Origin of the sequence: Haloarcula salina (assembly GCF_010119195.1) — an archaeon.
GTDB lineage: Archaea > Halobacteriota > Halobacteria > Halobacteriales > Haloarculaceae > Haloarcula > Haloarcula salina.
Genome location: NZ_WRXL01000003.1, coordinates 559,108 through 581,075, shown reverse-complemented (window position 1 = coordinate 581,075; position 21,968 = coordinate 559,108). Strand labels below are relative to the sequence as shown.

General features: G+C 69.5%; 21 protein-coding genes and 1 pseudogene. 16 read left to right on the top strand and 6 right to left on the bottom strand.

Annotated elements, in window-relative coordinates; genetic code table 11:
* Window positions 1-131: 131 nt before the first annotated feature.
* Window positions 132-431, bottom strand: a complete 300-nt coding sequence (gene yciH / locus GM656_RS19340; RefSeq protein ID WP_241692753.1) for a stress response translation initiation inhibitor YciH — start codon at window positions 429-431, stop codon at window positions 132-134.
* A gap of 145 nt (window positions 432-576) precedes the next feature.
* On the opposite strand from yciH, the gene GM656_RS11350 reads away from it, so the two are divergent.
* The gene (locus GM656_RS11350; RefSeq protein WP_162413771.1) at window positions 577-1,248 is read left to right on the top strand and encodes an HAD family hydrolase; all 672 of its coding nucleotides are present in this window, start codon (window positions 577-579) and stop codon (window positions 1,246-1,248) included.
* 16 nt (window positions 1,249-1,264) lie between these two features.
* On the opposite strand, the gene GM656_RS11345 is transcribed toward GM656_RS11350, so the two are convergent.
* Together GM656_RS11345 and GM656_RS11340 are read right to left on the bottom strand one after the other, a co-directional pair.
* Window positions 1,265-1,507, bottom strand: coding sequence for a hypothetical protein (locus GM656_RS11345; protein WP_162413770.1), 243 nt, complete (start codon window positions 1,505-1,507; stop codon window positions 1,265-1,267).
* Window positions 1,508-1,713: 206 nt separating this feature from the next.
* Window positions 1,714-4,083, bottom strand: a complete 2,370-nt coding sequence (locus tag GM656_RS11340) for a DEAD/DEAH box helicase (protein WP_162413807.1) — start codon at window positions 4,081-4,083, stop codon at window positions 1,714-1,716.
* Between the two features lie 145 nt (window positions 4,084-4,228).
* Here GM656_RS11340 and GM656_RS11335 point away from each other — a divergent pair, with 145 nt between their 5' ends.
* The 8 genes from GM656_RS11335 (at window position 4,229) to GM656_RS11300 (ending at window position 11,379) form a co-directional block, all read left to right on the top strand.
* Window positions 4,229-4,648, top strand: coding sequence for a winged helix-turn-helix domain-containing protein (locus GM656_RS11335; RefSeq protein WP_162413769.1), 420 nt, complete (start codon window positions 4,229-4,231; stop codon window positions 4,646-4,648).
* A 221-nt stretch (window positions 4,649-4,869) separates the two neighbouring features.
* Entirely contained in the window at window positions 4,870-5,034 is a 165-nt protein-coding gene (locus GM656_RS11330) for an FmdB family zinc ribbon protein (RefSeq protein WP_162413768.1), read from the top strand.
* Window positions 5,035-5,151: 117 nt separating this feature from the next.
* Window positions 5,152-6,138, top strand: coding sequence for a lipoyl synthase (gene lipA, locus GM656_RS11325; protein WP_277815053.1), 987 nt, complete (start codon window positions 5,152-5,154; stop codon window positions 6,136-6,138).
* A gap of 175 nt (window positions 6,139-6,313) precedes the next feature.
* The gene (locus GM656_RS11320; RefSeq protein ID WP_162413766.1) at window positions 6,314-7,174 is read left to right on the top strand and encodes a hypothetical protein; all 861 of its coding nucleotides are present in this window, start codon (window positions 6,314-6,316) and stop codon (window positions 7,172-7,174) included.
* Between the two features lies 1 nt (window position 7,175).
* Window positions 7,176-8,915, top strand: a complete 1,740-nt coding sequence (locus GM656_RS11315) for an ABC transporter ATP-binding protein (RefSeq protein ID WP_162413765.1) — start codon at window positions 7,176-7,178, stop codon at window positions 8,913-8,915.
* A complete protein-coding gene (locus tag GM656_RS11310) occupies window positions 8,912-9,721 on the top strand; it encodes an energy-coupling factor transporter transmembrane component T family protein (RefSeq protein ID WP_162413764.1) in 810 nt (269 codons plus the stop codon). Before GM656_RS11315 ends, GM656_RS11310 begins: the two co-directional genes overlap by 4 nt.
* 134 nt (window positions 9,722-9,855) lie before the next feature.
* Window positions 9,856-10,605 carry a 2-phosphosulfolactate phosphatase gene (locus tag GM656_RS11305; protein ID WP_162413763.1) on the top strand — a complete coding sequence of 250 codons (750 nt, stop codon included), beginning with the start codon at window positions 9,856-9,858 and terminating at the stop codon, window positions 10,603-10,605.
* A gap of 3 nt (window positions 10,606-10,608) precedes the next feature.
* The gene (locus tag GM656_RS11300) at window positions 10,609-11,379 is read left to right on the top strand and encodes a PHP domain-containing protein (protein ID WP_162413762.1); all 771 of its coding nucleotides are present in this window, start codon (window positions 10,609-10,611) and stop codon (window positions 11,377-11,379) included.
* Window positions 11,380-11,405: 26 nt separating this feature from the next.
* Here the strand turns inward: GM656_RS11300 and GM656_RS19620 are convergent.
* Window positions 11,406-11,489 (bottom strand): annotated as a pseudogene (locus GM656_RS19620) (twin-arginine translocation signal domain-containing protein); the annotation flags it as partial.
* A gap of 189 nt (window positions 11,490-11,678) precedes the next feature.
* On the opposite strand from GM656_RS19620, the gene pdhA reads away from it, so the two are divergent.
* Genes pdhA through GM656_RS11280 form a run of 3 tightly spaced genes read left to right on the top strand, consistent with a single transcriptional unit; the run spans window position 11,679 to window position 15,355 of the window.
* On the top strand, window positions 11,679-12,785 hold the full coding sequence (pdhA, locus tag GM656_RS11290) for a pyruvate dehydrogenase (acetyl-transferring) E1 component subunit alpha (RefSeq protein ID WP_162413761.1): 1,107 nt from the start codon (window positions 11,679-11,681) through the stop codon (window positions 12,783-12,785).
* Entirely contained in the window at window positions 12,782-13,777 is a 996-nt protein-coding gene (locus GM656_RS11285; protein WP_162413760.1) for an alpha-ketoacid dehydrogenase subunit beta, read from the top strand. Before pdhA ends, GM656_RS11285 begins: the two co-directional genes overlap by 4 nt.
* Window positions 13,778-13,780: 3 nt before the next feature.
* Window positions 13,781-15,355 carry a dihydrolipoamide acetyltransferase family protein gene (locus tag GM656_RS11280; RefSeq protein ID WP_162413759.1) on the top strand — a complete coding sequence of 525 codons (1,575 nt, stop codon included), beginning with the start codon at window positions 13,781-13,783 and terminating at the stop codon, window positions 15,353-15,355.
* A 6-nt stretch (window positions 15,356-15,361) separates the two neighbouring features.
* Here the strand turns inward: GM656_RS11280 and GM656_RS11275 are convergent, their stop codons facing one another.
* Complete coding sequence (locus GM656_RS11275) at window positions 15,362-15,697, bottom strand: carboxymuconolactone decarboxylase family protein (RefSeq protein ID WP_162413758.1); 336 nt, start codon at window positions 15,695-15,697, stop codon at window positions 15,362-15,364.
* Between the two features lie 107 nt (window positions 15,698-15,804).
* Here GM656_RS11275 and GM656_RS11270 point away from each other — a divergent pair, with 107 nt between their 5' ends.
* From GM656_RS11270 to GM656_RS11260, 3 genes are all read left to right on the top strand, one after another.
* Window positions 15,805-18,159, top strand: coding sequence for a PAS domain S-box protein (locus tag GM656_RS11270; protein ID WP_162413757.1), 2,355 nt, complete (start codon window positions 15,805-15,807; stop codon window positions 18,157-18,159).
* A 62-nt stretch (window positions 18,160-18,221) separates the two neighbouring features.
* Window positions 18,222-19,640, top strand: a complete 1,419-nt coding sequence (gene lpdA / locus GM656_RS11265; RefSeq protein WP_162413756.1) for a dihydrolipoyl dehydrogenase — start codon at window positions 18,222-18,224, stop codon at window positions 19,638-19,640.
* 132 nt (window positions 19,641-19,772) lie between these two features.
* On the top strand, window positions 19,773-20,402 hold the full coding sequence (locus GM656_RS11260; protein WP_162413755.1) for a hypothetical protein: 630 nt from the start codon (window positions 19,773-19,775) through the stop codon (window positions 20,400-20,402).
* An 83-nt stretch (window positions 20,403-20,485) separates the two neighbouring features.
* Here GM656_RS11260 and GM656_RS11255 read toward each other — a convergent pair whose 3' ends face one another.
* Window positions 20,486-20,818 carry a DUF4234 domain-containing protein gene (locus GM656_RS11255; RefSeq protein WP_241692752.1) on the bottom strand — a complete coding sequence of 111 codons (333 nt, stop codon included), beginning with the start codon at window positions 20,816-20,818 and terminating at the stop codon, window positions 20,486-20,488.
* 206 nt (window positions 20,819-21,024) lie between these two features.
* Between GM656_RS11255 and GM656_RS11250 the strand changes: the two genes are divergently transcribed.
* Window positions 21,025-21,864 (top strand): aldo/keto reductase, encoded by an 840-nt coding sequence (locus GM656_RS11250; protein WP_162413754.1) that lies wholly within the window; start codon window positions 21,025-21,027, stop codon window positions 21,862-21,864.
* The last annotated feature ends 104 nt before the right edge of the window (window positions 21,865-21,968 follow it).

The following is a 21,968-nucleotide window of genomic DNA, read 5'->3' as shown; positions in this document are numbered from 1 at the left end:
CGGCGGGGACGAGAGAAGCCAAGCAACACGCGACGCCGCGTTTCAGCAGTACTCGGCGCGGTTTTTCAGTCGGATGCGAAACGAGGTGGGGAGCCGACGCGCCGCACGGAGCCGCGGCCCGCTGTCAGGGGTCAGCCGTCGACGGCGAACCCTTCGTCTTCGAGCGCCGCGCGGAGCCGCGGCCCGTGGTCGCCTTGCAGTTCGATGCGGCCGTCGGCGACGGTGCCGCCGACCGCGAGACGGCGCTTGAGTGTCGAGGCGAGCGCCTCGAGGTCCGTCGACGCGTCCTCGAACCCCGAGACGACGGTCACCGGCTTGTCGTACCGCCGAGACTCGACGCGGATCGAGACGCGCTGCTGTGCCCGAGCGAGGTCGTCACCGACGCCGATGTCGTCGGGAAGCCCCGTGATGTCGCTGAAGTCGTTGCTCACTACGGATGATTGTAGGCCGGCCGCTGGCTTAGCGATGTTCTCGGCGCACGCCGAACTCACTGGGCGATCAATCGCTCCGAGCGCGACGGGACTGGAGTGCCCGGAGTCGCAACAGCCAAAGCCGTCGGCGCTCGAAGGAGGGGCAATGAGCGACAGCCCCGCCGGCGTCTGTTTCGACATGGACGGCGTCCTCGTCCAGTCCGAAGACCACTGGGTCAGCGCCCAGCGCGACGAGATCCTCCCGACGGCCGCGCCGAACGACGACATCCCCGTCGCGGCGATCACCGGCCGCGACTACACCGAGGTGTACCCCGACCTCGCCGCCGAGTACGACATGGCCGTCGGGCGAGACGAGTTCGAGGCGCTGTTCGAGAAACACGGCGAGCGCATCTACGGCGAGCACGCGACGCTGCTCGACGGCGCACACGACCTGCTCTCGGACCTCCGGGCGGCCGGCGTCGCGCTGGCGCTCACCACGTCGGCCCCCTGGGCCTGGATCGACGTGGTCGACGAGCGCTTCGACATCCTCTCGCAGTTCGACGCGGCGGTCAGCGCCGAGGACGTCGACGGCCCCGGCAAGCCCGAGCCGGACATCTACGAACGGGGCGCGGCGGAACTGGGCCTCGCTCCAGAAGCGTGCTGGGCCGTCGAGGACTCCACGATGGGCGCGCGTGCGGCCGTCGCCGCCGGCATGACGACGATCGGCTTCCGCGGCGACGGCGACGAGACGGACCTCTCGATGGTCGACCACGTCGCGTCGGGAAGCGCGGACCTCGGGGAACTACTGCTCGGTGGCACGCGAGGACTGCCAGAATAGAGAGCGACCGGCCGGGTCAGGCCCGGTCGCCGTAGCCTCGGCCCGCCAGCAGGCCGAAGACGTTGAGGGCGACGACACCCACGAAGACGAGGAAGGTCTGACTGTCCAGTCCGCCCAGCAGTAGCGGGGGATACGCCAGCGGCGCGAGTATCGCGAGCCAGAACGCGACGAATCGCAGGGGACGGACCGCGAGGGACTGGAGGTCGACGTTGCGTGGGGCGGCTTCCGTCGGGGAGCGGAAGGGCGATGCACTGGACATTGTGAGCTTCCTCACTTCTTCGTATGGACCTGTCCCACAATATAAACGGCAGACGCTTGCCGTGAGTTCGCTCGCTTTCCGCACCCTTCAGCGGATTTCACCGCACTTCAGGGAGTCAGTAACGCGACCTCGAGACGCTTCGAGAAGCTTTGATAAATTTTATCGGCCGTTCTGAGCGCGTTTCGAGTTCGCTTCAGTCGGGAGCCTCACCGGACCGTCACGGTCCGCGTCTCGGTGATCGGCGGGAGCGGTAGCGCCGGGAACGCGATTTCGACGGCGAACGTGAGTTCGTCCGCGTCCGCGCCGAAGACGGCGACCGGAAGCGCGGCCTCGCCGAGGTACGACGGCTTGGCGGTCATCTCGCGGCCGTTGACCGTCACACGCAGGCCCGCGCGAGCGCCGCCGCCGTCGTTGGTGACCGCGACCTCCCGCATCTCGTTCTCGCCGGGGGCGATGCTGTCGGGGAACGCGCCCCAGTCGACGCGCACGACCGGCAGGCCCCGGGCGTTGGAGACCACCTGCTCGGCGACGCCCTCCGAGAGCCCGGCGCGGACGAGCGCGTCGGGGCCGGCCTCGACCACGTCGGCGGGCGAGGACAGGCCCGCGGCGGCGAGCTTGCCCGCGCGGCCGCTCCCCACGCCGTCGATGGCGGTCAGCCCGACCGCGTCGGCGCTGATGCCGTGTTCGACGCGGGCCTCCACCCGGCAGGCGAGGTTCGCGTAGCGGGCCGGCCCGAGCGTGTCGAGGAATTCCCGGAGCGCGGCGAGCAGGCGGAGCGCGTTCTGGCGGATGACCCACGCGTCGCTCTTGAGTTCGGTGGGCGTCGTCCCGGTCATCCCCGACCGCAGGATGGCGAGCACCTTCCGCTGGCCGGCGTCGAGGCTGTCGGCGGCCGAACCGCCGAGCACCGCGTGGACCGCGTCCTCCTCGTCGGAGCGGGCGCTGACGCTGTCGAACTCGGTCGCGCCGGCCACCGCGGTCAGCAGGTCCTCCTCGTCGACGGTGACCCCGGTGTCGGGGTCGGCCGCCCGCTCGCAGCGCTCGGCGAGGTCGGCGAAGCGGCGCGCGGTCGACAGCCGGAGGTAGAACTTCGAGGCCAGCTGGCCCAGCCGCGTCGGCTCGACGGCGAGGCCGTCCTGCTCGACGAACCCCTCGGAGACGAGCGCCGAGAGGGTGTCGCTGACCCGCTGTCGCAGGTCGCTACCGGCGTCGTAGGCGTCGGGCGCGGACTGCGAGCGGGCGTAGTAGAACGTCGTCGCGAGCCAGTCCATCACGTCGTCCACGTCGCCGATGGTCCCCAGCGCGATCTCGGCGTTGAGGTGGGCGTCGAGTTCGGCCGCCAGCCGGGACTCGATCTCCTTGCCGTCCCGGAGCAGCCGGCGGTACTTGTCGGCGTCCGAGCGGTCGCAGACGACCCAGGCGTAGCCCATGTCGTCGTAGCCGGGCCGGCCCGCGCGGCCGAGCATCTGGAGCACGTCGAGCGGGCTCATGTCGACCTCGCCCTCCAGCGGGTCGTGGAGCTTGGTGTCGCGGATGACGACGCAGCGGGCGGGGAGGTTCACGCCCCACGCCAGCGTCGACGTGGAGAAGAGCAGCTGAATCTTCCCCTGCTTGAACCACTCCTCGACCCGGTTCTTGTCCTCGCGGGCGAGGCCGGCGTGGTGGAAGCCGACGCCGTCGAGCACGGACTGCCGGAGCGTGTCGTTCGAGAGGTCGGCCGCATCGTTGTGGAAGTCGTAGTCGCCGCGGGCCCCCATCGGCACGTCGCGCTCGGTGATCTCGTCGCGGGCCTTCTTCGCGGCCTGGACGGTGTCCTGGCGGGAGGAGACGAACACGAGCGCCTGGCCCTCGTCGCGGATGTGGGGCTCGGCGAGGTCGAGCGCCCGGTAGAGGCGGCGGTACTTGTCGGCGAAGGCGTTCTCGCCGTGCGAGTAGGTCTTCACGTCGGCGTTCAGCGGCACGGGCCGGTAGTCCTCGCCGAAGGCGAACGTCGTCTCGTCGGGGGCGTCCAGCCAGTCGGCCACGTCGCCGATGTTCGGCATCGTCGCCGAGAGCGCGACCACGCGCGGGTCACACAGCCGGCGCAGGCGCGAGACGGTGACTTCCAGCACCGCGCCGCGGCGGTCCGAGTCCAGCAGGTGGACCTCGTCGATGACGCAGCAGTCCACGTCCGTGATGAACGAGTAGCGCCGCGTCTCGTGCTTTCGCGTGGCCGAGTCGGCCTTCTCGGGCGTCATCACGAGGATGTCGGCCCGCTCTGCGCGCCGGGGGTTCAGGTCGCGCTCGCCGGTGACGACGTACACCGAGTAGCCGAGGTCCTCGAAGCGCTCCCACTCGCTCTCCTTCTCGTTGGTGAGCGCGCGGAGCGGGGCGAGAAAGAGGGCGGTCCCGTCCGCGGCGAGCGTCTTGCAGATCGCCAGTTCCGCCAGCGCGGTCTTGCCGCTGGCCGTCGGCGCGCTGACGACGACGTTGTCCTCGCGGTTCAGCAGGGCCGGCAGGGCCTCGGACTGCATCGCGTTGAACCGCTCGAAGGGAAAGGCGTCGGCGAACTCCGGAAGGACCTCCGCGACCGCCACGGTCGGCTCGCTGTCGGCTCGGGATGGCACGTCACAGAGGCGGGTCCGCGACGGCAAAGGCGTTTCTATGGCGGAGTGAAAGTGCGACGGGGCATCCGGTTCCCCGCTCGGGTACCCTTAACTGTCTGGCCCCGGGATGAGAGGTGTGAGCAAGGAGTGGGACCCGGAGACGGTGTTCGAGGTCCTCGGCAGCGAGGAGGTCCGGCGCATCCTCGCGGCCGCCAACGTCGACCCCGTCTCGGTACAGGCGCTCGCCGACCGCCTCGACGCCTCCGAGCCGACGGTGTATCGCCGCGTCAACGTCTGTCAGGAGTACGACCTGCTGCGCGAGGAGACCCGCGTCGACGCCGACGGCAACCACTACAAGGTGTACGAGACGGCCCTGGAGCGGGTGTGCTTCGAACTCGACGGCGGCGTCTTCGAGGTGGACATCCAGCTGCGCCGGGAACTGGTCGACGAGAGTACCGCGGTCCGCGAGGGCGGCGAGAGCGACGCCGAAGCGGAGAGCGAGGGCGACGACGAGCCAGGCGCCGGCGGGGCTACGCAGGACGCCGACGAGGCGTGATTCGCCCGGCGAAGACGCTCGCAGTCCGGCGTTCCGTCACGGGGCTTCACGGATTGAAACTGCCGCGCGTGACGCCAGTTGGTCCTGCTGGGCCGATCGAACGGGTAGATTTCGACGCGACGGGGCCGGACAAGCTTGATCGTCCCATATCGGGGATTTCAGCGCCTGAAGCGCTGGCCGGCGTTATAACACTCTCCCTCGACAAGAGACGGGTGGAACCGATGTCTGTGCTCGAAACCGTCAAGGAGAAGGTGGGAATCGCGGAGGAAAAGCCCCTGTACGAGTGCGAGGACTGCGGCCACGAGTTCCGCTCGGCCGCGGACCCCGACTCGTACTGGTCGAAGTGTCCGGAGTGCGAGTCACAGGAAATCACGCAGATCGAGTGACGACGGGCGACGGTCGCGACGGCGAGCGACGGTCGGTTCTCCGCAGGGACCGCGCCATCGACAGCGCCCGGTACGCGGTGCAGCCATGCGACTCGGGCCGCCCGAACACAATCCCTTTTGCGAGACGCCACCAACGAGCGGGTAATGAGTCGTTCGCGCAAGCCCGACTGGCTGAAGTCACGGCCGCCGTCGGGCGAGCGGTTCACCGAGATCAAGCGGATCCTCCGCGAGCGCGACCTCAACACCGTCTGCGAGGAGGCCAACTGCCCGAACCTCGGGGAGTGCTGGTCGGGGAGCGCGAGCGCGCCGGGCGCAGGCGACGGCGGTCACGGCACGGCCACGTTCATGCTCATGGGCGACCGCTGCTCGCGCGGGTGTAACTTCTGTGACGTGGAGACTGGCGGGATGGAGCCGCTGGACCCGGATGAGCCGCGGCAGGTGGCCGAGGCCGTCGCCGAGATCGGCCTCGACTACGTCGTCCTCACGAGCGTCGACCGCGACGACCTGCCCGACCAGGGCGCGGGCCACTTCGCCGAGACCATCCGGGCGATCAAGGAACGCGATTCCTCGATTCTCGTGGAGTGTCTCGTCCCCGATTTCCGGGGCGAGCCGGACCTCGTCCGCGAGATTCTAGACGCGGGCCCGGACGTGTTCGCGCACAACGTCGAGACCGTCGACCGCCTCCAGTGGCCGGTCCGGGACCGCCGGGCGGGCTACGAGCAGACGCTGTCCGTCCTGAGCCAGGCCGACCGCGAGAGCGACGTGTACACGAAGACCAGCCTGATGCTGGGGGTCGGCGAGTACGCCCACGAGGTGTACCAGACCCTGTCGGACCTCCGGCAGGCCGGCGTCGACGTGGTGACGTTCGGCCAGTACCTCCAGCCCTCCCGCTCGCACCTCGAAGTGTCCGAGTTCGTCCACCCAGACGCCTTCGACACCTGGCGGCGGGTCGCCGAGGAGGAGTTCGACTTCCTGTACTGCGCGTCCGGGCCGATGGTCCGCTCGTCGTACCGGGCGGGCGAACTGTTCGTCGAGGCGGTCCTCCGCGACGGCGACGACCCCGTCGAGGCCCGCGAGCGACTTCGAACCGGCGGGAATCGGTGAGAGAGCGGGACGTCACGACGTGCTGGCGGTCGGTGGTAGGCCAGACGGCGAGTGCAGCGCGCCCGCCCGAACAGATCGCTATATAGCCGTACACAGCGCTGTTGTCGGACAATATCTGTTAGAGAACTATTATAAGCGCTCAAATAGGGAACCAGATGTTCGTTGTGCTGAAAGCATGAGCGCAACGTCGACCGCGTCGGAGAGCTGGTTCACGTTCGACAAACAGGACATGATGGTGTTCATTCTCGTCATGTCCCTCACGGGGTTGCAAAACGCCGTGACGGAGATACTCCCTGAGTTCACGCTGGGGCCGCTCGAACTCGGCGTCGGCGAGTTCGTCTTCATCCCCATCGTGCTGGTCCTCCTCTTTCGGACATACTGGGCGGCGCTGGCCGTCCCGGTCGGTGAGATCGTGTTCGGCGAGATCCTGCTGGGCGAGTTCGACGGGCTCGGGGCCATGGAAGGGCTCCTCCTGATCCCGATCTGTTACTACTTCGCCGCGAAGCTCCTGCAGGACCCGGAGAACACGACACAGCTCGCGATCGTCGTGTTCCTCGCGGAGGGGCTAGAGGAGTTCTTCGCGATGTTCATCGACATCGGCAAGGTGTACGTCGGGGTCGAGGAACTGGAGGCCGTCCCCGGGCTCCCCGAGAGCATCCTCGTCCTGGAGGCCGTCGACCTCGTCACGCAGATGGTCATCACGGGCATCGTCTTCGGCGTCGTCCCGGCGCTGTACCTCTACCCGAAGCTCCACGGCAAGGTCGAACCGCTGCTCGGGATGGAGCCCTACGAGGGCGAGCGCGGGGCCTCGATGTGGCGCGGGTTCTCCGCGAAGGCATTCCTCGCGATGCTGGTGGCCGTCCCGCTGGCGTTCGTCGCCGAAGCGGCCAGCGAGGTCGGCGGCGCGGTGAACGTCGTCTGGGAGCCCGCCTTCCTCGAGACCTACGGCCAGACGTTCATCGCGGTTCCCATCGCGGTCGCGGCCGTCGTCGCCGCCGTCGTCTGGTATCGAGCGACCCGACGGGCGTCTGAATAGCATGGACGAGACACACGACGCGGCCATCGTCGTCGACGACCTGTCGTTTCGGTACCCCGGAACCGATGAGAACGTCCTCGACGGGGCCGACGTGACGATCGAACCGGGCGAGTTCGTCGCCGTCGTCGGCGGCAACGGCTCGGGCAAGACGACGCTCTGTAAGTCGTTCAACGGTATCATTCCCCACTTCTACGAGGGGACGTTCGACGGGCGCGTCACGGTCGCCGGTCTGGACATCGCGAGTAGTTCGGTCGCCGAACTCTCACAGCACGTCGGCTACGTGTTCCAGGAGTTCGACAATCAGCTGGTCAACCCCACCGTGTTCGAGGAGGTCGCGTTCGCGCCGCTGAACTACGGCCTGGAGGACTACCGCGAGCGCGTCCATCGCACGCTCGACCTGCTGGACCTCGACGGGCTCGAAGACCGGTTCATCTGGGAGCTGTCGGGCGGGCAAAAGCACCTCGTCGCTCTCGCGGCGGCGCTGTCGCTCGATCCCGAGATACTCGTCGTCGACGAGCCGGCGGCCCAGCTGGACCCCGTCAACGCCCGGTCGACCTACGAGCACCTCACCGACCTCAACGCCGACCACGGGAAGACGGTGGTCACCATCGAACACCACACCGAGTTCATCGCGGAGTACTGCGAGAGCGTCGTGCTGGTCGCCGACGGGGCGGTCGAGTGGAAGCTCCCGGTCGAAGACGCGCTGAACAGGCTCGACGACCTCCGGGCGCAGGACGTCCACCCGCCGCAGGTGACCCGCGTCGCCGAGCAGGTGTGTGACGGCGACGACCTCCCCGTGACCGTCGCCGACGGCGCGGCGCGGTTCGCGGACCGAGCGCCCGCGGAGAGCGTGCGAACCGACGGCGCGGTCGAACCGTCCCCGGCCGCCGACGCCGGGCGGGAGCCGGTCATCTCTCTCACGGACGTGTCCCACAGCTACGAGACGCTCCGCGAGGGGACGCGACAGGCGCTCGACGGCCTCTCGCTCGACCTCTACCCGGACGAGCGGGTCGTCCTCGTCGGGAGCAACGGCGCGGGCAAATCGACGCTGCTGCGCCTCGTCACCGGCATCGAGAGCGCCGACGCGGGCGAGGTGACCGTCGACGGCGTCGACGCCGGATCGGCGCTCCCGGAGACGCTCGCCGACGACGTGGTGTACGTCCACCAGAACCCCGAGGAGATGTTCATCGAGGACGAGGTGCGCGCCGACGTGGCCCATTACCTCCGCGACCGGGGGTATCCGGACGTGGAACAGCGAGTCGACGACGTGATCGAGTTCCTGGACCTCGACGCGCTCCAGCACCGCGACGGCCGCCTGCTGAGCGTCGGCCAGCAGCGCCGCGCCTCGCTGGCCATCGGGCTGGCGACGGACCCCTCCATCGTCCTGCTCGACGAGCCGACGGGGAGCCTCGACCTGGCGAGCCGTGAGGAGGTCGGGCGGACCATCGACCGGGCGGGCCAGCGCGTCGAGACGGTCGTCGTGGCGACCCACGACCTCGAGCTGGCGGCGTCGTGGGCGACCCGCGTCGTCGTCCTCGACGAGGGCCGGGTCATCGCCGACGGGCCGCCGGAGACGGTCTTCTCGGACGCCGAGACGCTGGAGCGGGCGAGCCTGCGCCCGCCGCAGGTCGTCCGACTGAGCGAGCGCCTCGGGCTCTCGCCCGCCCCGCTGACCGTCACAGACCTCGTGAGCCGGCTCGGGACCGCCGAGAGCGCACCGCCCGCGGAGGCCGAGCGATGACCTCCCTCGACGGGCTCCGGGACGCGACCTCGGTCGACGCCATCAAGAACGACCTGCTGAAGACGGCCTACGAGAACGAGGGGTCGTTCCTGCACCGCCTCGACCCACGCGTGCTGTTGCTGTGGTACGTCGTCTTCCTGTTCGTCCCGTGGCTGTTCTACGACGTGGACGTCCTGCTGGCCCTGCTGGCGTTCGTCTCGCTGCTCGCGTACGCCTCCCGGGTGAGCCTCTTTCTGGTCGCGCTGATGGCGTTCACCGTCGCCTCGACGCTGGCGTCGTACGCCGTCGTGACCGCCTTCACCGGCGACCCGCTGGCCGCGATCCGGGCGCTGATCCCGTTCACGCTGAAGCTGACGATCATCTCGGTGTCGAGCCTGGCCGTCTTCTCCAGCATGGGCCCGAAGACGCTCGCACGCGGCCTCCGGAGCCTCGGCATCCCCCGGCAGTTCACGTTCCTCATCACGTACGGCTACCGGATGCTGCCGGTGCTGTTCGAGGAGTACCACGACCTCGTCAACGCCTATCGCCTCCGGAGCGCCGCGCCGTCGTCGCCGGGCCGCTTCCGGTGGCGACACTACGCCTACCTGCTGAAGACGTCGATGCGGGCGTTCTACCCGATGATCTTCAACGTCGCGAAGCGCAGCCGCGTCACCGTCGAGGCGATGGAGACGCGGGGGTTCTCTCACTCCCTGCACGACGAGGCGAGCAAGGAGCTACAGCTAGCCGACATGCGGGTCCGGCCCCGCGACGTCGGGTTCTTCGCCGGGTCGCTGGCCGTCGTGGCGGTCATCGCCGTCGCGCTGTGAGGGTGGCGGCCGCCAGCGTCCGGCGCTCCCGAGACCGCCCGGCAGTCTGCCGACTCCAGACCGCTATATAGCCGTATGCAGCCCGGTATAGAGATCTTAGTTCGAACTAACTGTGGTGGAGGGAACTCCCGGATATGCGCCTGATTTCCGACGGCGAAGACGACCTCGAAGCGGAACTGCTGGAGACGATGATCCCGGCGCGGGCACAGCTCCCCGACGACCCCGACCCGGGGAACTACGTCGTCGTCGACGTGGCCCAGTTCTCGACGACGGTTCCCGAACTGTTCGCCAACGGGGCCGAGTACATCTTCATCACCGAGGAGCGTGGGAACGAACCCGAGTTCAAGGCCGAGCATCCGCGCGCGAAGATCGGCGGCAGTTCCGGGCCGAACTACGAGGGCGAGGAGGGCTACGACTTCTTCAACTCACCGAGCTTCGTACAGGACGTGGACGTGGCCGGCCGACCGACGGCGATGACCTCGACCAACGGCGGCAACGCGGTCACCGACCTCAGGCTCGCGGGCGGCGACGACGTCGACGTGTACGTCGGCGGGCTGACCAACGGCAAGGCCCTGGCCGATCACCTCAGAGACAGCGACCGCCGGACGTACTTCGTCGGCGCGGGGTCGAACGGCAAGCCCTCCCCCGAGGACCTCGCTGGGGCGCTGTACATCGCGCGCCACCTCCACGAACGCCCGCCGACGGAGGCGCAGCGCGCGGTCTTCCGCGAGATGGTCACGTTCGGGAAGGGGCCGAAGTACGAGCGCAAGCCGCAGGTCAAGCGGACCGACCTCTACGAGTACACCCTCGCGTTCGACAGCCGCGAGGTCGTCCCGAAGCTCGTCGACCAGCGGCTGGTCGACGTGAGCGACGGCGGCGAGTGAGCGATGGACGCCGACGGCCACGCCCACACGACCTTCTCGGACGGGTCGGCGCTCAGCCAGATGGTCGCGGCCGCCGAGGCCGCCGGGCTCGACGGCCTCGGGCTCACGGACCACTGCATCGTGACCGAGGACCCGTTCGGGCGGCGCGAGCGCTACGACCTCGTCGAGACGTACGCCGACCGACGGGCGGTCATCGACGAGGCGCGGACAGAGACCGCCCTGCGGCTGTACGACGCCGCGGAGGTGAGCTACGTCGAGGGCGACGAGGCGCGCCTCGCGGCGTTCCTCGACCGCGCGGAGTTCGCCTACACCATCGGCAGCGTCCACTTCGCGGGACCGTACGACTACACCAGCGCCAGCCAGTACGCCGCCCTCGACGGCGCGGACCGGCGCGCGGCCGTCGAGCGGTACTACGACGCCGTCGTCTCGCTCGTCGAGTCGGAGCTGTTCGACGTGCTCGGCCACCTCGACCTCCCCGAGCGGATGGACGCGCTCCGTCGGTACACCAACCGCGAGGACTACGAGCGCGTCGCCGCCGCACTCGCGGACTCGCGGACGGTCCCCGAACTCAACGCGGGCCGCGTCCACCGGTCGCTGGGCCGCGTCCACCCCGACCCGGCGGTCCTCGACGTGTTCCGCGAGGCGGGCGTCGAGTTCGTCCTCGGCACCGACAGCCACGCGCCGGCGGAACTCCGCGAGCGCGTTCCGGTACTCCGCGACGCGGCCGGTGACGCGGGACTGGACCCGGTCGCGCTGGAGACGCTCGCGGACTGAGACGGCCGGTGAGGCGGAGGTGTCGCGCCGGCGTCGTCGCCGCCGACCCCGGCAGCCAGCGCAGCCAGCCCCGTGGCACGGAGGAGATCTCGCCGCGACGCGGAAAGCATGCCGTCGCCAGTCGTCCGTGTCGTACGCCCATCAGAGTGTGAATCGCTGTTTTCCATCGATGAACATCCACCGTCGCGTCCCGTGGTCCGTCACGGAATACCTTCGTGGGCCCGCGGGCTCGCCGCCGCGAAAGCACTAAGCGTCGCGCGAGTGAACAGTTGACGTATGTCACTAGGGAGGCGGTTCCGGTGAGCGTCCTCCAGCGCGACCCCGCGGACAGGGTACAGGTGCTCGACGAGGACGGGACGGTGGTCGACGGGGCGTCGGTGCCCGATCTCTCGGACGACGAACTGGTCGAGATCTACCGCTACCTCAAGCTGGGCCGCCACTTCGATCAGCGGGCGGTGAGCCTCCAGCGGCAGGGCCGGATGGGGACCTACCCGCCGATGTCGGGCCAGGAGGCCTCCCAGGTCGGCAGCGCCCTCGCGCTCGACGCGGACGACTGGCTGTTCCCGAGCTACCGCGAGCACGTCGCCCTCCACGTGAAGGGGTGGGACCTCTCGGACGACCTGCTGTACTGGATGGGCAACGAGACCGGCAACGCGCCGTCCGAGGACGTGCGGGTGTTCTCGCTCGCGGTCCCCATCGCGACGCAGATCCCGCACGCGACCGGGGCGGCGTGGGCCGCGAAGCTCCGGGGCGACGACACGGCGTGTCTCGTGTACTTCGGCGACGGCGCGACCTCGGAGGGAGACTTCCATGAGGGGCTGAACTTCGCGGGCGTGTTCGACGTGCCGGCGGTGTTCTTCTGTAACAACAACCAGTGGGCCATCTCCGTGCCCCGTGAGCGCCAGACCGCCAGCGAGACCCTCGCACAGAAGGCCAACGCCTACGGCTTCGACGGCATCCAGGTCGACGGCATGGACCCGCTGGCGGTGTATCAGGTGACCCGCGAGGCGATCGAGAAGGCCCGGGACCCGCCGGAGGGCCAGCGCCGCCCGACGATGATCGAGGCGGTGCAGTACCGCTTCGGCGCACACACCACCGCCGACGACCCCTCTGTGTACCGCGAGGACTCGGAGGTCGAGCGCTGGAAGCGCAAGGACCCCATCCCGCGGATGGAGGCGTTCCTGCGGGACCGCGGCCTCCTCGACGACGAGCGGGTCGCGGCCATCGACGAGTCGGTCAAGACGGAAGTGGCAGACGCCATCGACGCCGCCGAGTCGACCGAGCGGCCGACGCCCGAGGAGATGTTCGCGGACGTGTACGCGGAGATGCCGCGACGGCTCGAACAGCAGTTGCAGTACTTAGAGGAACTGCGCGAGCGACACGGCGACGAGGTGCTACTGGAATGAGTACGGAGGCGAGCACGCAGAGTCTCACGCTGGTACAGGCCGTCCGCGACGGGCTCTACGGCGAGATGGAGCGCGACGAGGACGTGATCGTGATGGGCGAGGACGTGGGGAAGAACGGCGGCGTCTTCCGGGCGACTCAGGGCCTCCACGAGGAGTTCGGCGGCGACCGCGTCGTCGACACGCCGCTGGCGGAGTCGGGCATCGTCGGGACCGCCATCGGCATGGCGGCCTACGGGCTGCGGCCGGTCCCCGAGATCCAGTTCTCGGGGTTCATGTACCCCGCCTTCGACCAGATCGTCAGTCACGCCGCCCGCCTGCGGACCCGGAGCCGGGGCCGGTACCACTGCCCGCTGACGCTCCGCGCGCCCTACGGCGGCGGCATCCGCGCCCCGGAGCACCACTCCGAGTCCAAAGAGGCGTTCTACGTCCACGAGCCCGGCCTGAAGGTGGTCGTCCCCTCGACCCCGCGGGACACGAAGGGGCTGCTCACCGCGGCCATCCGCGACCCCGACCCCGTCGTCTTCCTCGAACCGAAGCTCATCTACCGGTCGTTCCGCGAGGACGTGCCCGACGAGTCCTACACGGTCGACCTCGGCGAGGCAAAGACCCGCCGCGAGGGGTCGGACGTGTCGGTGTTCACCTGGGGCGCGATGACCCGGCCGACGCTCGAAGCGGCCGAGGAACTGGCCGAGGAGGGGATCGACGCCGAGGTGGTCGACCTGCGGACGCTCTCGCCGATGGACACCGACGCCATCGTGGAGTCGTTCAAGAAGACCGGACGGGCGGCCGTCGTCCACGAGGCCCCCAAGACCGGCGGGCTGGCCGGCGAGATCATCGCCACCATCCAGGAGGAGGTGCTGCTGTACCAGGAAGCGCCGATCACGCGCGTCACGGGCTTCGACGTGCCCTACCCGCTGTACGCCCTGGAGGACTACTACCTCCCCGAACCCGCCCGCATCAAAGACGGTATCAGAGAGGCAGTCGAGTTCTGAGCCATGTTCGAGTTCAAGCTCCCGGACCTCGGCGAAGGGGTCGCCGAGGGGGAGGTGCTCGCCTGGCACGTCGCGCCCGGCGATACCGTGACCGAGGACCAGGTGCTGGCCGAAGTGGAGACCGACAAGGCCGCCGTCGACGTGCCGTCGCCGGTCGACGGCGTCGTCCGGGACCTGCACGCGGAGGTCGGCGACGTGGTTCAGACCGGCGAGGTGCTGATCACGATCGACGAGGACGGCGACGCCGAGGCGACGGGCGACGCGACAGCGGATGCCGGAGCGAGCGGCGGCGCAGACCAAGCGACGGACGCCAGCGCCGGCGGTGCGGCCGACAGCGAGGTCGAGAGCGCGTCGGCCCGCGGCGGCCGCGTGTTCGCGTCGCCGAGCGTCCGCCGCCTCGCCCGCGAGCGGGGCGTCGACATCACGGCCGTCCGGGGGAGCGGCCCCGGCGGCCGCGTCACCGAGGGCGACATCGACGCGGCGGCGCAGTCGGACGACAAGAGTGAGTCGGGCGACGAGAGTGACTCGAGCGACGACGGTCCCACGTCGGTCGTCTCGCGCGTTGACGACGGCGAGACGGGCGACGACGAGGACGACGGGACGCCCGTGAAATCGGCCGTCCGCAAGGTCGGCGAGGTGCAGGCCGAGCGCCGCGAGCAGACGCTGGCGACGCCGGCCACCAGGAAGGCGGCCCGCGACCTCGGCGTTGACATCGACGCCATTCCGACCGACGAGCAGCGCGACGGCGAGCCGTACGTCGACGAGGCGGCGGTCCGGGCCTACGCGGAGGCCCAGCGGGCCGCGCAGGCGGCGGACGCCGAGGCGGTCAGCGCCGGCGAAGGCGGCGCGGCGGCGGCCGACACCGGCGTCGAGGCGAGCGACGGCGACCGCCGCGAGCCCTACCGCGGCATCCGCCGGCGCATCGGCGAGCAGATGGCGCGCTCGCGCCGCGAGGTTCCCCACGCCACCCACCACGACGTGGCCGAGGTCTCGGGACTGGTCGCGGCACGCGAGCGCCTCGAACCGCTGGCCGAGGAGCGCGGCGTCCGCCTGACCTACACGCCGCTCGTGCTGAAGTGCGTCGCCGCGGCGCTCGACCGGCACCCGATCCTCAACACGGCGCTCGACACCGAGGCCGAGGAGATCGTCTACCGCGAGAGCTACAACGTCGGCGTCGCGACGGCGACCGACCACGGGCTGGTCGTCCCGGTCGTCGACGACGTGGACGAGAAGGGGATTCTGGAGATCGCACGCGAAGTGAACGACCTCGTCGAGCGGGCGCGCAGCCGCGACATCGAACTCGCGGAGATGCAAGGGGGGACGTTCACGGTGACGAACTTCGGGGCCATCGGCGGCGAGTACGCGGACCCGATCATCAACGTCCCCGAGACGGCGATCCTCGGCATCGGCTCCCTGGAGGAGCGACCGGTCGCCGAAGACGGAGGCGTGCGTGCGAAACCCACGCTCCCGCTGTCGCTCGCCATCGACCACCGGGTCATCGACGGGGCCGACGCCGCGCGCTTCGTCAACACGCTGACCGAGTACCTCGCGGACCCGACCCGCCTGTTGCTGGAGTAGGCGGCCTCACTCGGCGTCGGTCACGTCGCCGATCCAGCTTCTCGCCGCCATCGCCTTCGGGAAGCCGAGCGTCGGCACGGCCAGCGTGGCGACGTGCTGGAGTGCCGCGGCGTCGAGCCCCTCGTCCAGGCCGCGCCGGACGTGCGAGTGGACCGCCCCTTCGGACTGCGCGCCGACGGCCAGCGCGAGCTTCACGAGCCGCTTCGTCTCCTCGTCCAGCGGGCCCGCTTCGGCACAGGCCTTCCCGAGGTCGCTGTACGCCTCCCAGACCGCCGGCTGTTCCTCCGCGAACCGCGTGGGCGTCGCCGGGAGCTCCTCCCGATCGGTGACTTCGTCTGCCATATCGGTGGTACGGCCACCACCGTGACATGATTTGCCCCCGGACGACTGTTGTCGGGAAGTGAAATGCCGCCCACAGCGTTATACGCTCCAGCGGTCGATGGCTAGCCATGGAATTACCGGCGGTCGTCCTGTACGTCGGGGCGGGTGACGGCGCGGCCGCCGTCCGACGGCGACTGGGCGACCGGAGCGACCTCACTGTCGAGGTCGCCGCCGGACAGCGGGACGGGCTGGCCGCCGTCGAGTCGGGGACCGTCGACTGCGTCGTCACCGAGCAGTCCCTCCGCGAGGGCGACGGACTCTCGCTCCTGCGGGCGGTCCGAGCGGCCGACCCCTCGCTCCCCGTTCTCCTCTTCGCCCCGGCCGACGACGAGGCGCTGGTTCGGGATGCGCTGGCGGACGACGCGACCGGGTTCGTCCCGCGGGTCGGCGACGCCGGCTACGACCTGCTCGTCGACCGGATCGAGGCGGTCCTCGACCACCGATCGACCGAGCGGCAAGCGACGCGGTACGAGCATATCGCCGCGGTCAGCCGGAAGATCAATCGGGCGCTGCTGTGGGCCCGCGACCGGCAAACGCTGGAGACGCGCGTCTGTGACATCCTCACCGAGTCTGAGCCGTACCGCTTCGCCTGGATCGGCTGTCACGACCCGGAGACAGACGCCATCGAGCCGCGCGCCGGGGGCGGCGACGAGCAGGGCTACCTCGACGTGGTCGACGTGACGGCCGCGGCGGCGACCGACCACGGCCGCGGCCCCGCGGGGCGGGCGATACGCACCGGCGAGATCCAGGTCTGTCAGGACATCGAGCACGCACCCTCGTTCGAGCCGTGGCGGGAGGCCGCGCTGGAACGCGGCTTCCGGTCGGTCGCCGCCGTGCCGCTGACCTACGGCGGCGAGTCCTACGGAGCCCTGTTCGTCTACGCCGACCGGATCGACGCATTCGACGCGTCGGAGCTGGAACTGCTGAGCGACATCGGCCGCGACATCGCCTACGCCACTAACACGCTGGAACTCAGAGACGAGGTGGAGAAGATGGCCGAGTTCTTCGAGCACGCCCCTGTCGGGGTGTTCGTGACAGAACCGGTCGAGGGCGGCGTCGTGCTCGAAGCGAACCCGGCGCTGGCGAGACTGTTCGGGACAGAGAGCGCCGAGGACCTCGTGGGTACCGAGGTGGTCGACGTGTACGCGAACCCGGAGGAACGCGAGACGGTCCTCGAAGCGATCCGGGAGCACGGGAAAGTGAGCCGCGAACTGGAGCTCGAGACCGTCGGCGGACAGACGATCTGGGGGCTCCTGACGCTGATACTGAGCGAACGGCGGGACGGCCAGCCCGTCATCGTCGGGATGGTCAAGGACATCACCGGCAAGAAACACATCCAGGAGCGCCTCGGCGAACAGCTCGCGTTCATCGAGTCCGTCCTGGAGTCGAGTCCGGTCGCGATCGCCGTCTTCGACCGCGACGGGACCGTCCTCCGCGCCAACGGCTACGCCAAGGAGGTGCTCGGCCTGGAGACCGTCGAAATCCTCGGCCGCTCGGCCGACGGGGCGGAGTGGCAGGTCTTCGACGACCGGACGGAGCTGCTCGACGTCGACGACCTGCCGTTCGGCCGCGTCGTGGCGACCGGCGAACCGGTGTACGGCCACGAGCACGTCATCGAGCAGTCCGACGGGGAGACGGTGTGGCTCTCGACCAACATGGTCCCGATGACGAACGGCGACGGCGAGGTCGTCCGCGCGGTGGCGGCCATCGCGGACGTGACCGAACTGCGACGGAAAGAGGCGGAGCTCCAGACGCGACAGTCCCAGATCGCCTTCTTCAACAATCTGCTCCGACACGAGGTGCTCAACGGGATGACGGTCGTCCTCGGCGCGACGGAGCGCCTCCTCGACGCGCTTGACGAGGACGACGAGCGGCGGGCGCTGGTCGAGCAGATCGACGGCCGCGGGGTCGAGATCGTCGACACGGTCCAGCGCGTCCGGCGCGTCCTCCGACAGATCGCGGACGAGTCGCCGGAGGTCGAGCCACACGACCTCGCCGCGGTCGTCGGCGACTGCGTGGCGCGGCTCGAACTCGACTATCCGGCCGCCGCCGTCACCCTCGACGCCCCCGCGACGGCCCCCGTCCTCGCCGACGAACTGCTCGAAGAGGTCGTGTACAACGTCCTCGTCAACGCCGTCGAGCACAACGACGCCGGCGATCCCAGCGCGTGGGTCTCGGTGGCAGTCGAGGGCGAGACGACGGTCGTCCGCATCGAGGACGACGGTCCCGGCATCGACCCGGCGATCCGAGACAGGGTGTTCGGCCGCGACGGCTGGCAGACGGCGCCGGTCAGCGCGAGCGGGTTCGGCCTGCACTTCGTCGAGACGATGGTGGCGCAGTACGGCGGGTCGGTCCGCGTCGAAGACCGCGAGCCCCGCGGGACGCGGATCGTCCTCGAACTGCCGACCGCCGACGGCGACTGAGCCGGGCGGGCGGGATCCCGCGAAGGGCGATACCTTTTCACCGGGCCGGCCGAGGAGCCGCTATGGTCGTCGGAGACGTTACCACTGGAACCGAACTGCTCGTCATCGGCGGCGGACCGGGCGGCTACGTCGCCGCCATCCGCGGCGCACAGCTTGGCCTCGACGTGACGCTCGTCGAGCGGGACGCCTACGGGGGGACGTGTCTGAACCACGGCTGCATCCCGTCGAAGGCGGTCATCTCGGCCGCCGACGTGGCCCACGACGCCAGACGGGGCGAAGAGATGGGCGTGTTCGCCGATCCGGCCGTCGACATGGCCGGCCTCACCGAGTGGAAGGACGGCGTCGTCACGCGTCTGACGCGGGGCGTCGAGTCGCTGTGTGAGAGCGCCGGCGTCGAACTGGTCGAGGGGACCGCCGAGTTCGTCGACGGCGAGACCGTCAGGGTCGCCCACGGCGGCGAGGGCCAGGGCTCGGAGTCCATCGCCTTCGAGCACGCCGTCGTCGCGACGGGGAGCCGGCCGATGGAGGTCCCGGGCTTCGCGTTCGACGGTGAGCGGATCCTCTCCTCGAAAGACGCGCTGGCGCTCGACTCCGTCCCCGAGAAACTGGTCGTCGTCGGCGCGGGCTACATCGGGATGGAGCTGTCGACGGCGTTCGCGAAGCTCGGGGCCGAGGTCACCGTCGTCGAGATGCTTGACGACGTGCTACCGGGCTACGAGGACGACGTGGCGGCCGTCGTCCGCGAGCGGGCGACGGACCTGGGCATCGACTTCAGCTTCGGCGAGGCGGCCCACGACTGGGAGGAGACGGCGGAGGGCATTCGCGTCCAGACGACCGACGCCGACGACGAGATCACCGAGTACAACGCCGAGCAGTGCCTCGTCGCCGTCGGTCGCGAACCGGTCACGGAGACGCTGAACCTCGACGCGCTCGACCTCCAGCCCGACGACGACGGCGTCCTGCCCACCGACGAGCAGTGCCGAACGGCCGTCGAGAGCGTCTTCGCCGTCGGCGACGTGGCGGGCGAACCGATGCTCGCGCACAAGGCGATGGCCGAGGGGACCGTCGCCGCCGAGGTGGCCGCCGGCGAGCCGGCCGCCTTCGACCACCAGGCGATCCCCGCCGCGGTGTTCACCGACCCCGAGATCGGCACGGTCGGGATGACCGAGGCCGAGGCCGAGGACGCCGGCTTCGAGACGGTCGTCGGGCAGATGCCGCTGCGGGCCAACGGTCGGGCGCTCACGGTCGACGAGCGGGAGGGATTCGTCCGCGTCGTCGCCGACGCCGACGAGGAGTTCCTGCTGGGCGCGCAGGTCGTCGGCCCGGAGGCCTCGGAGCTGATCGCCGAACTCGGGCTGGGCATCGAGATGGGCGCGCGCCTCGAAGACGTGGTCGGGACGATCCACACCCACCCGACGCTCTCGGAGGCCGTCCACGAGGCCGCCGCGGCCGCCCGGGGCGAGGCGATCCACACCCGGTGACGCGGACCGCGACCGAGATCTACCCCCGGCGCACGGAGCCACTGCCAGCGTCCCATTATCGCAAATAGTGGACCGGACGAAAGGGTTATACTGCCGATTAGGCAAACTGCCTGTGAACAGGTCGGTATCGACATGTCCACCGATTCACAGCCAGACGACGCGATCGCGCAGGCGTTTCTCTCGGGGTCGACCTACGATCGCGTCCGCTACGAACGCCACTCGTACCTCCGCCAGTCCGTCCCGCGAACGCTCGCGCTCCAGAGCGCACTCCTCGGCGCGCTGGCGCTGTTGCTCCCGATGTACGGGCTCTATCCGGACAGCGCCGCCGCGTTCCTCCCCGCGTCCGACCCCGCCGCCGCCTCGCCGAAGGCGCTGTTGCTCGGCCTATTCGGGGGCGTGTTGCAACTGCTCGGCGCGGCGCTGCTCGTCGCAGCCGTTCTCTACCGAGTCCGGCTCGCGCCGCTGACCGAACGGCAAGCACACGCGGCGCTCAACGCCGAGGACTTCGCGCGGTACGTCGGGCTCGGGACCGGCGGCCTGGCGATCGTGCTCTCGCTCTGTCTGTTCGCCGTGGGCCTGGGCGGCGGTGAGGCGGTGGCGTCGTACATCGCGGCGATGGGCCGGAACCCGTTCGTCGACTCCGGCTTCGGCGTGTCGGTCGCCGACGTTTCGCTGTTTGCCTTCGCCGCCAGCGTCACGGTCTTTTTCGCGTCGCGCTATCTCCTCGTTCACCTCGCGCTGTTCCACCACGGCGACGAGTGAGCGGCGGCGAACACCGCGATCGGAACGGGAGAGCGACGTCAGTAGCGGCGTTTCGTGCGTGAAAAAAACGGCGTCGGGCCGCCTCAGTTCGCCGCGGTATCGTTGATGCCCGACTGGATCAGGAACCACGAGATCGGACCGAAGACGACGAACAGCACGAACAGGACCACACCGCTCTGGTCTGTGACGGCCTCGGCCGCGTTCGATATCTGCCAGATTCCGATGATGTTGACGATCGGGATAACCGCCAGGATAGGAGAGAGGTTCTGGTCCGTCCCTTCGTCGAGTTGTTTGGCGGTCTTGTACAGCCAGTACAGGCCGTAGAGCGTTCCGGTCACGACGAACAGGACGACCTGCAGGCCGAGCGACCCGTTCTCGAACGCTGACGAGTCAGTCACTTGCGGAGTTGCGGACATACACTCTACTCTTCGTCCTTCATCTGTCAAAAAAGTATACGCCTACTATGTTAGTTTTTCTAACATCTACGCGAGATTATCGGGAGCACATTCGCTGCGATCTAGTAGCCCCCAGATCCGGAGTCTCTCACAGCACAGAGGCACCGGTACCGGAAGCTACCGAGGCATGCACCGCCGTTTTCAGGCGTGCCCACGACAGTGGGACCATGGTCACAAACGAGAGCGACACGTTCGACATCGGCGGCGACCTCACGGTCCACCGACTCGGCTTCGGCGCGATGCGCCTCACCGGCGAGGACATCATCGGCGAGCCAGACGACGTGGCGAACGCCCGCGAGGTGCTCGAACGGGCGGTCGACCTCGGCGTCGACTTCATCGACACCGCGGACTCCTACGGCCCCGGCGTCTCGGAGCGCCTCATCGGCGAGACGCTCGACACCGAACGCGAGGACCTCGTCGTCGCGACGAAGGGCGGCCTGCTACGCAACACGGACGCCGACTGGCTGGCCCACGGCGACCCGGACTACCTGCGGAACGCCCACCTCTGCTCGCGGGACCGCCTGCGGATGGACCCCATCGACCTCTACCAGTTCCACCGGCCGGACCCCGACACGCCCTTCGAGGACTCGCTCCACGCGCTCGCGGAGCTGAAAGACGAGGGGCTGGTCCGCCACGTCGGCGTCTCGAACGTCACGGTCGAGGAACTGGACCGGGCGCGGGACGTGGTGGACGTGGCGACGGTGCAGAACCAGTACAACGTCGCCCACCGCGACGACGAGGACGTGCTCGAGGCCTGCGAGGAGTACGGCATCGGCTTCATCCCGTGGTTCCCGCTCGGGGCCGGCGACCTCGGCGGCGTGGACGGTATCGACGAGATCGCCGAGCGCCACGACGCGACGCCGTACCAGATCGCGCTGGCGTGGCTCCTGGGTCACTCCGACGTGACGCTGCCGATTCCGGGGACCAGCGACCTCGCGCACCTCGAACAGAACGTCGCCGCGAGCGAAATCAACCTCACCGACGAGGAGCTGGCGCGACTGTCCTGAGGCGGCCGACGCAGCGGCGACCCGACGAGACGGGACGTCCGGGCGAGGGACTGGCGTCCGGGACCGCCCCAGTCCGGCCGGACCGCGGTTCTTTTACTCCCCAG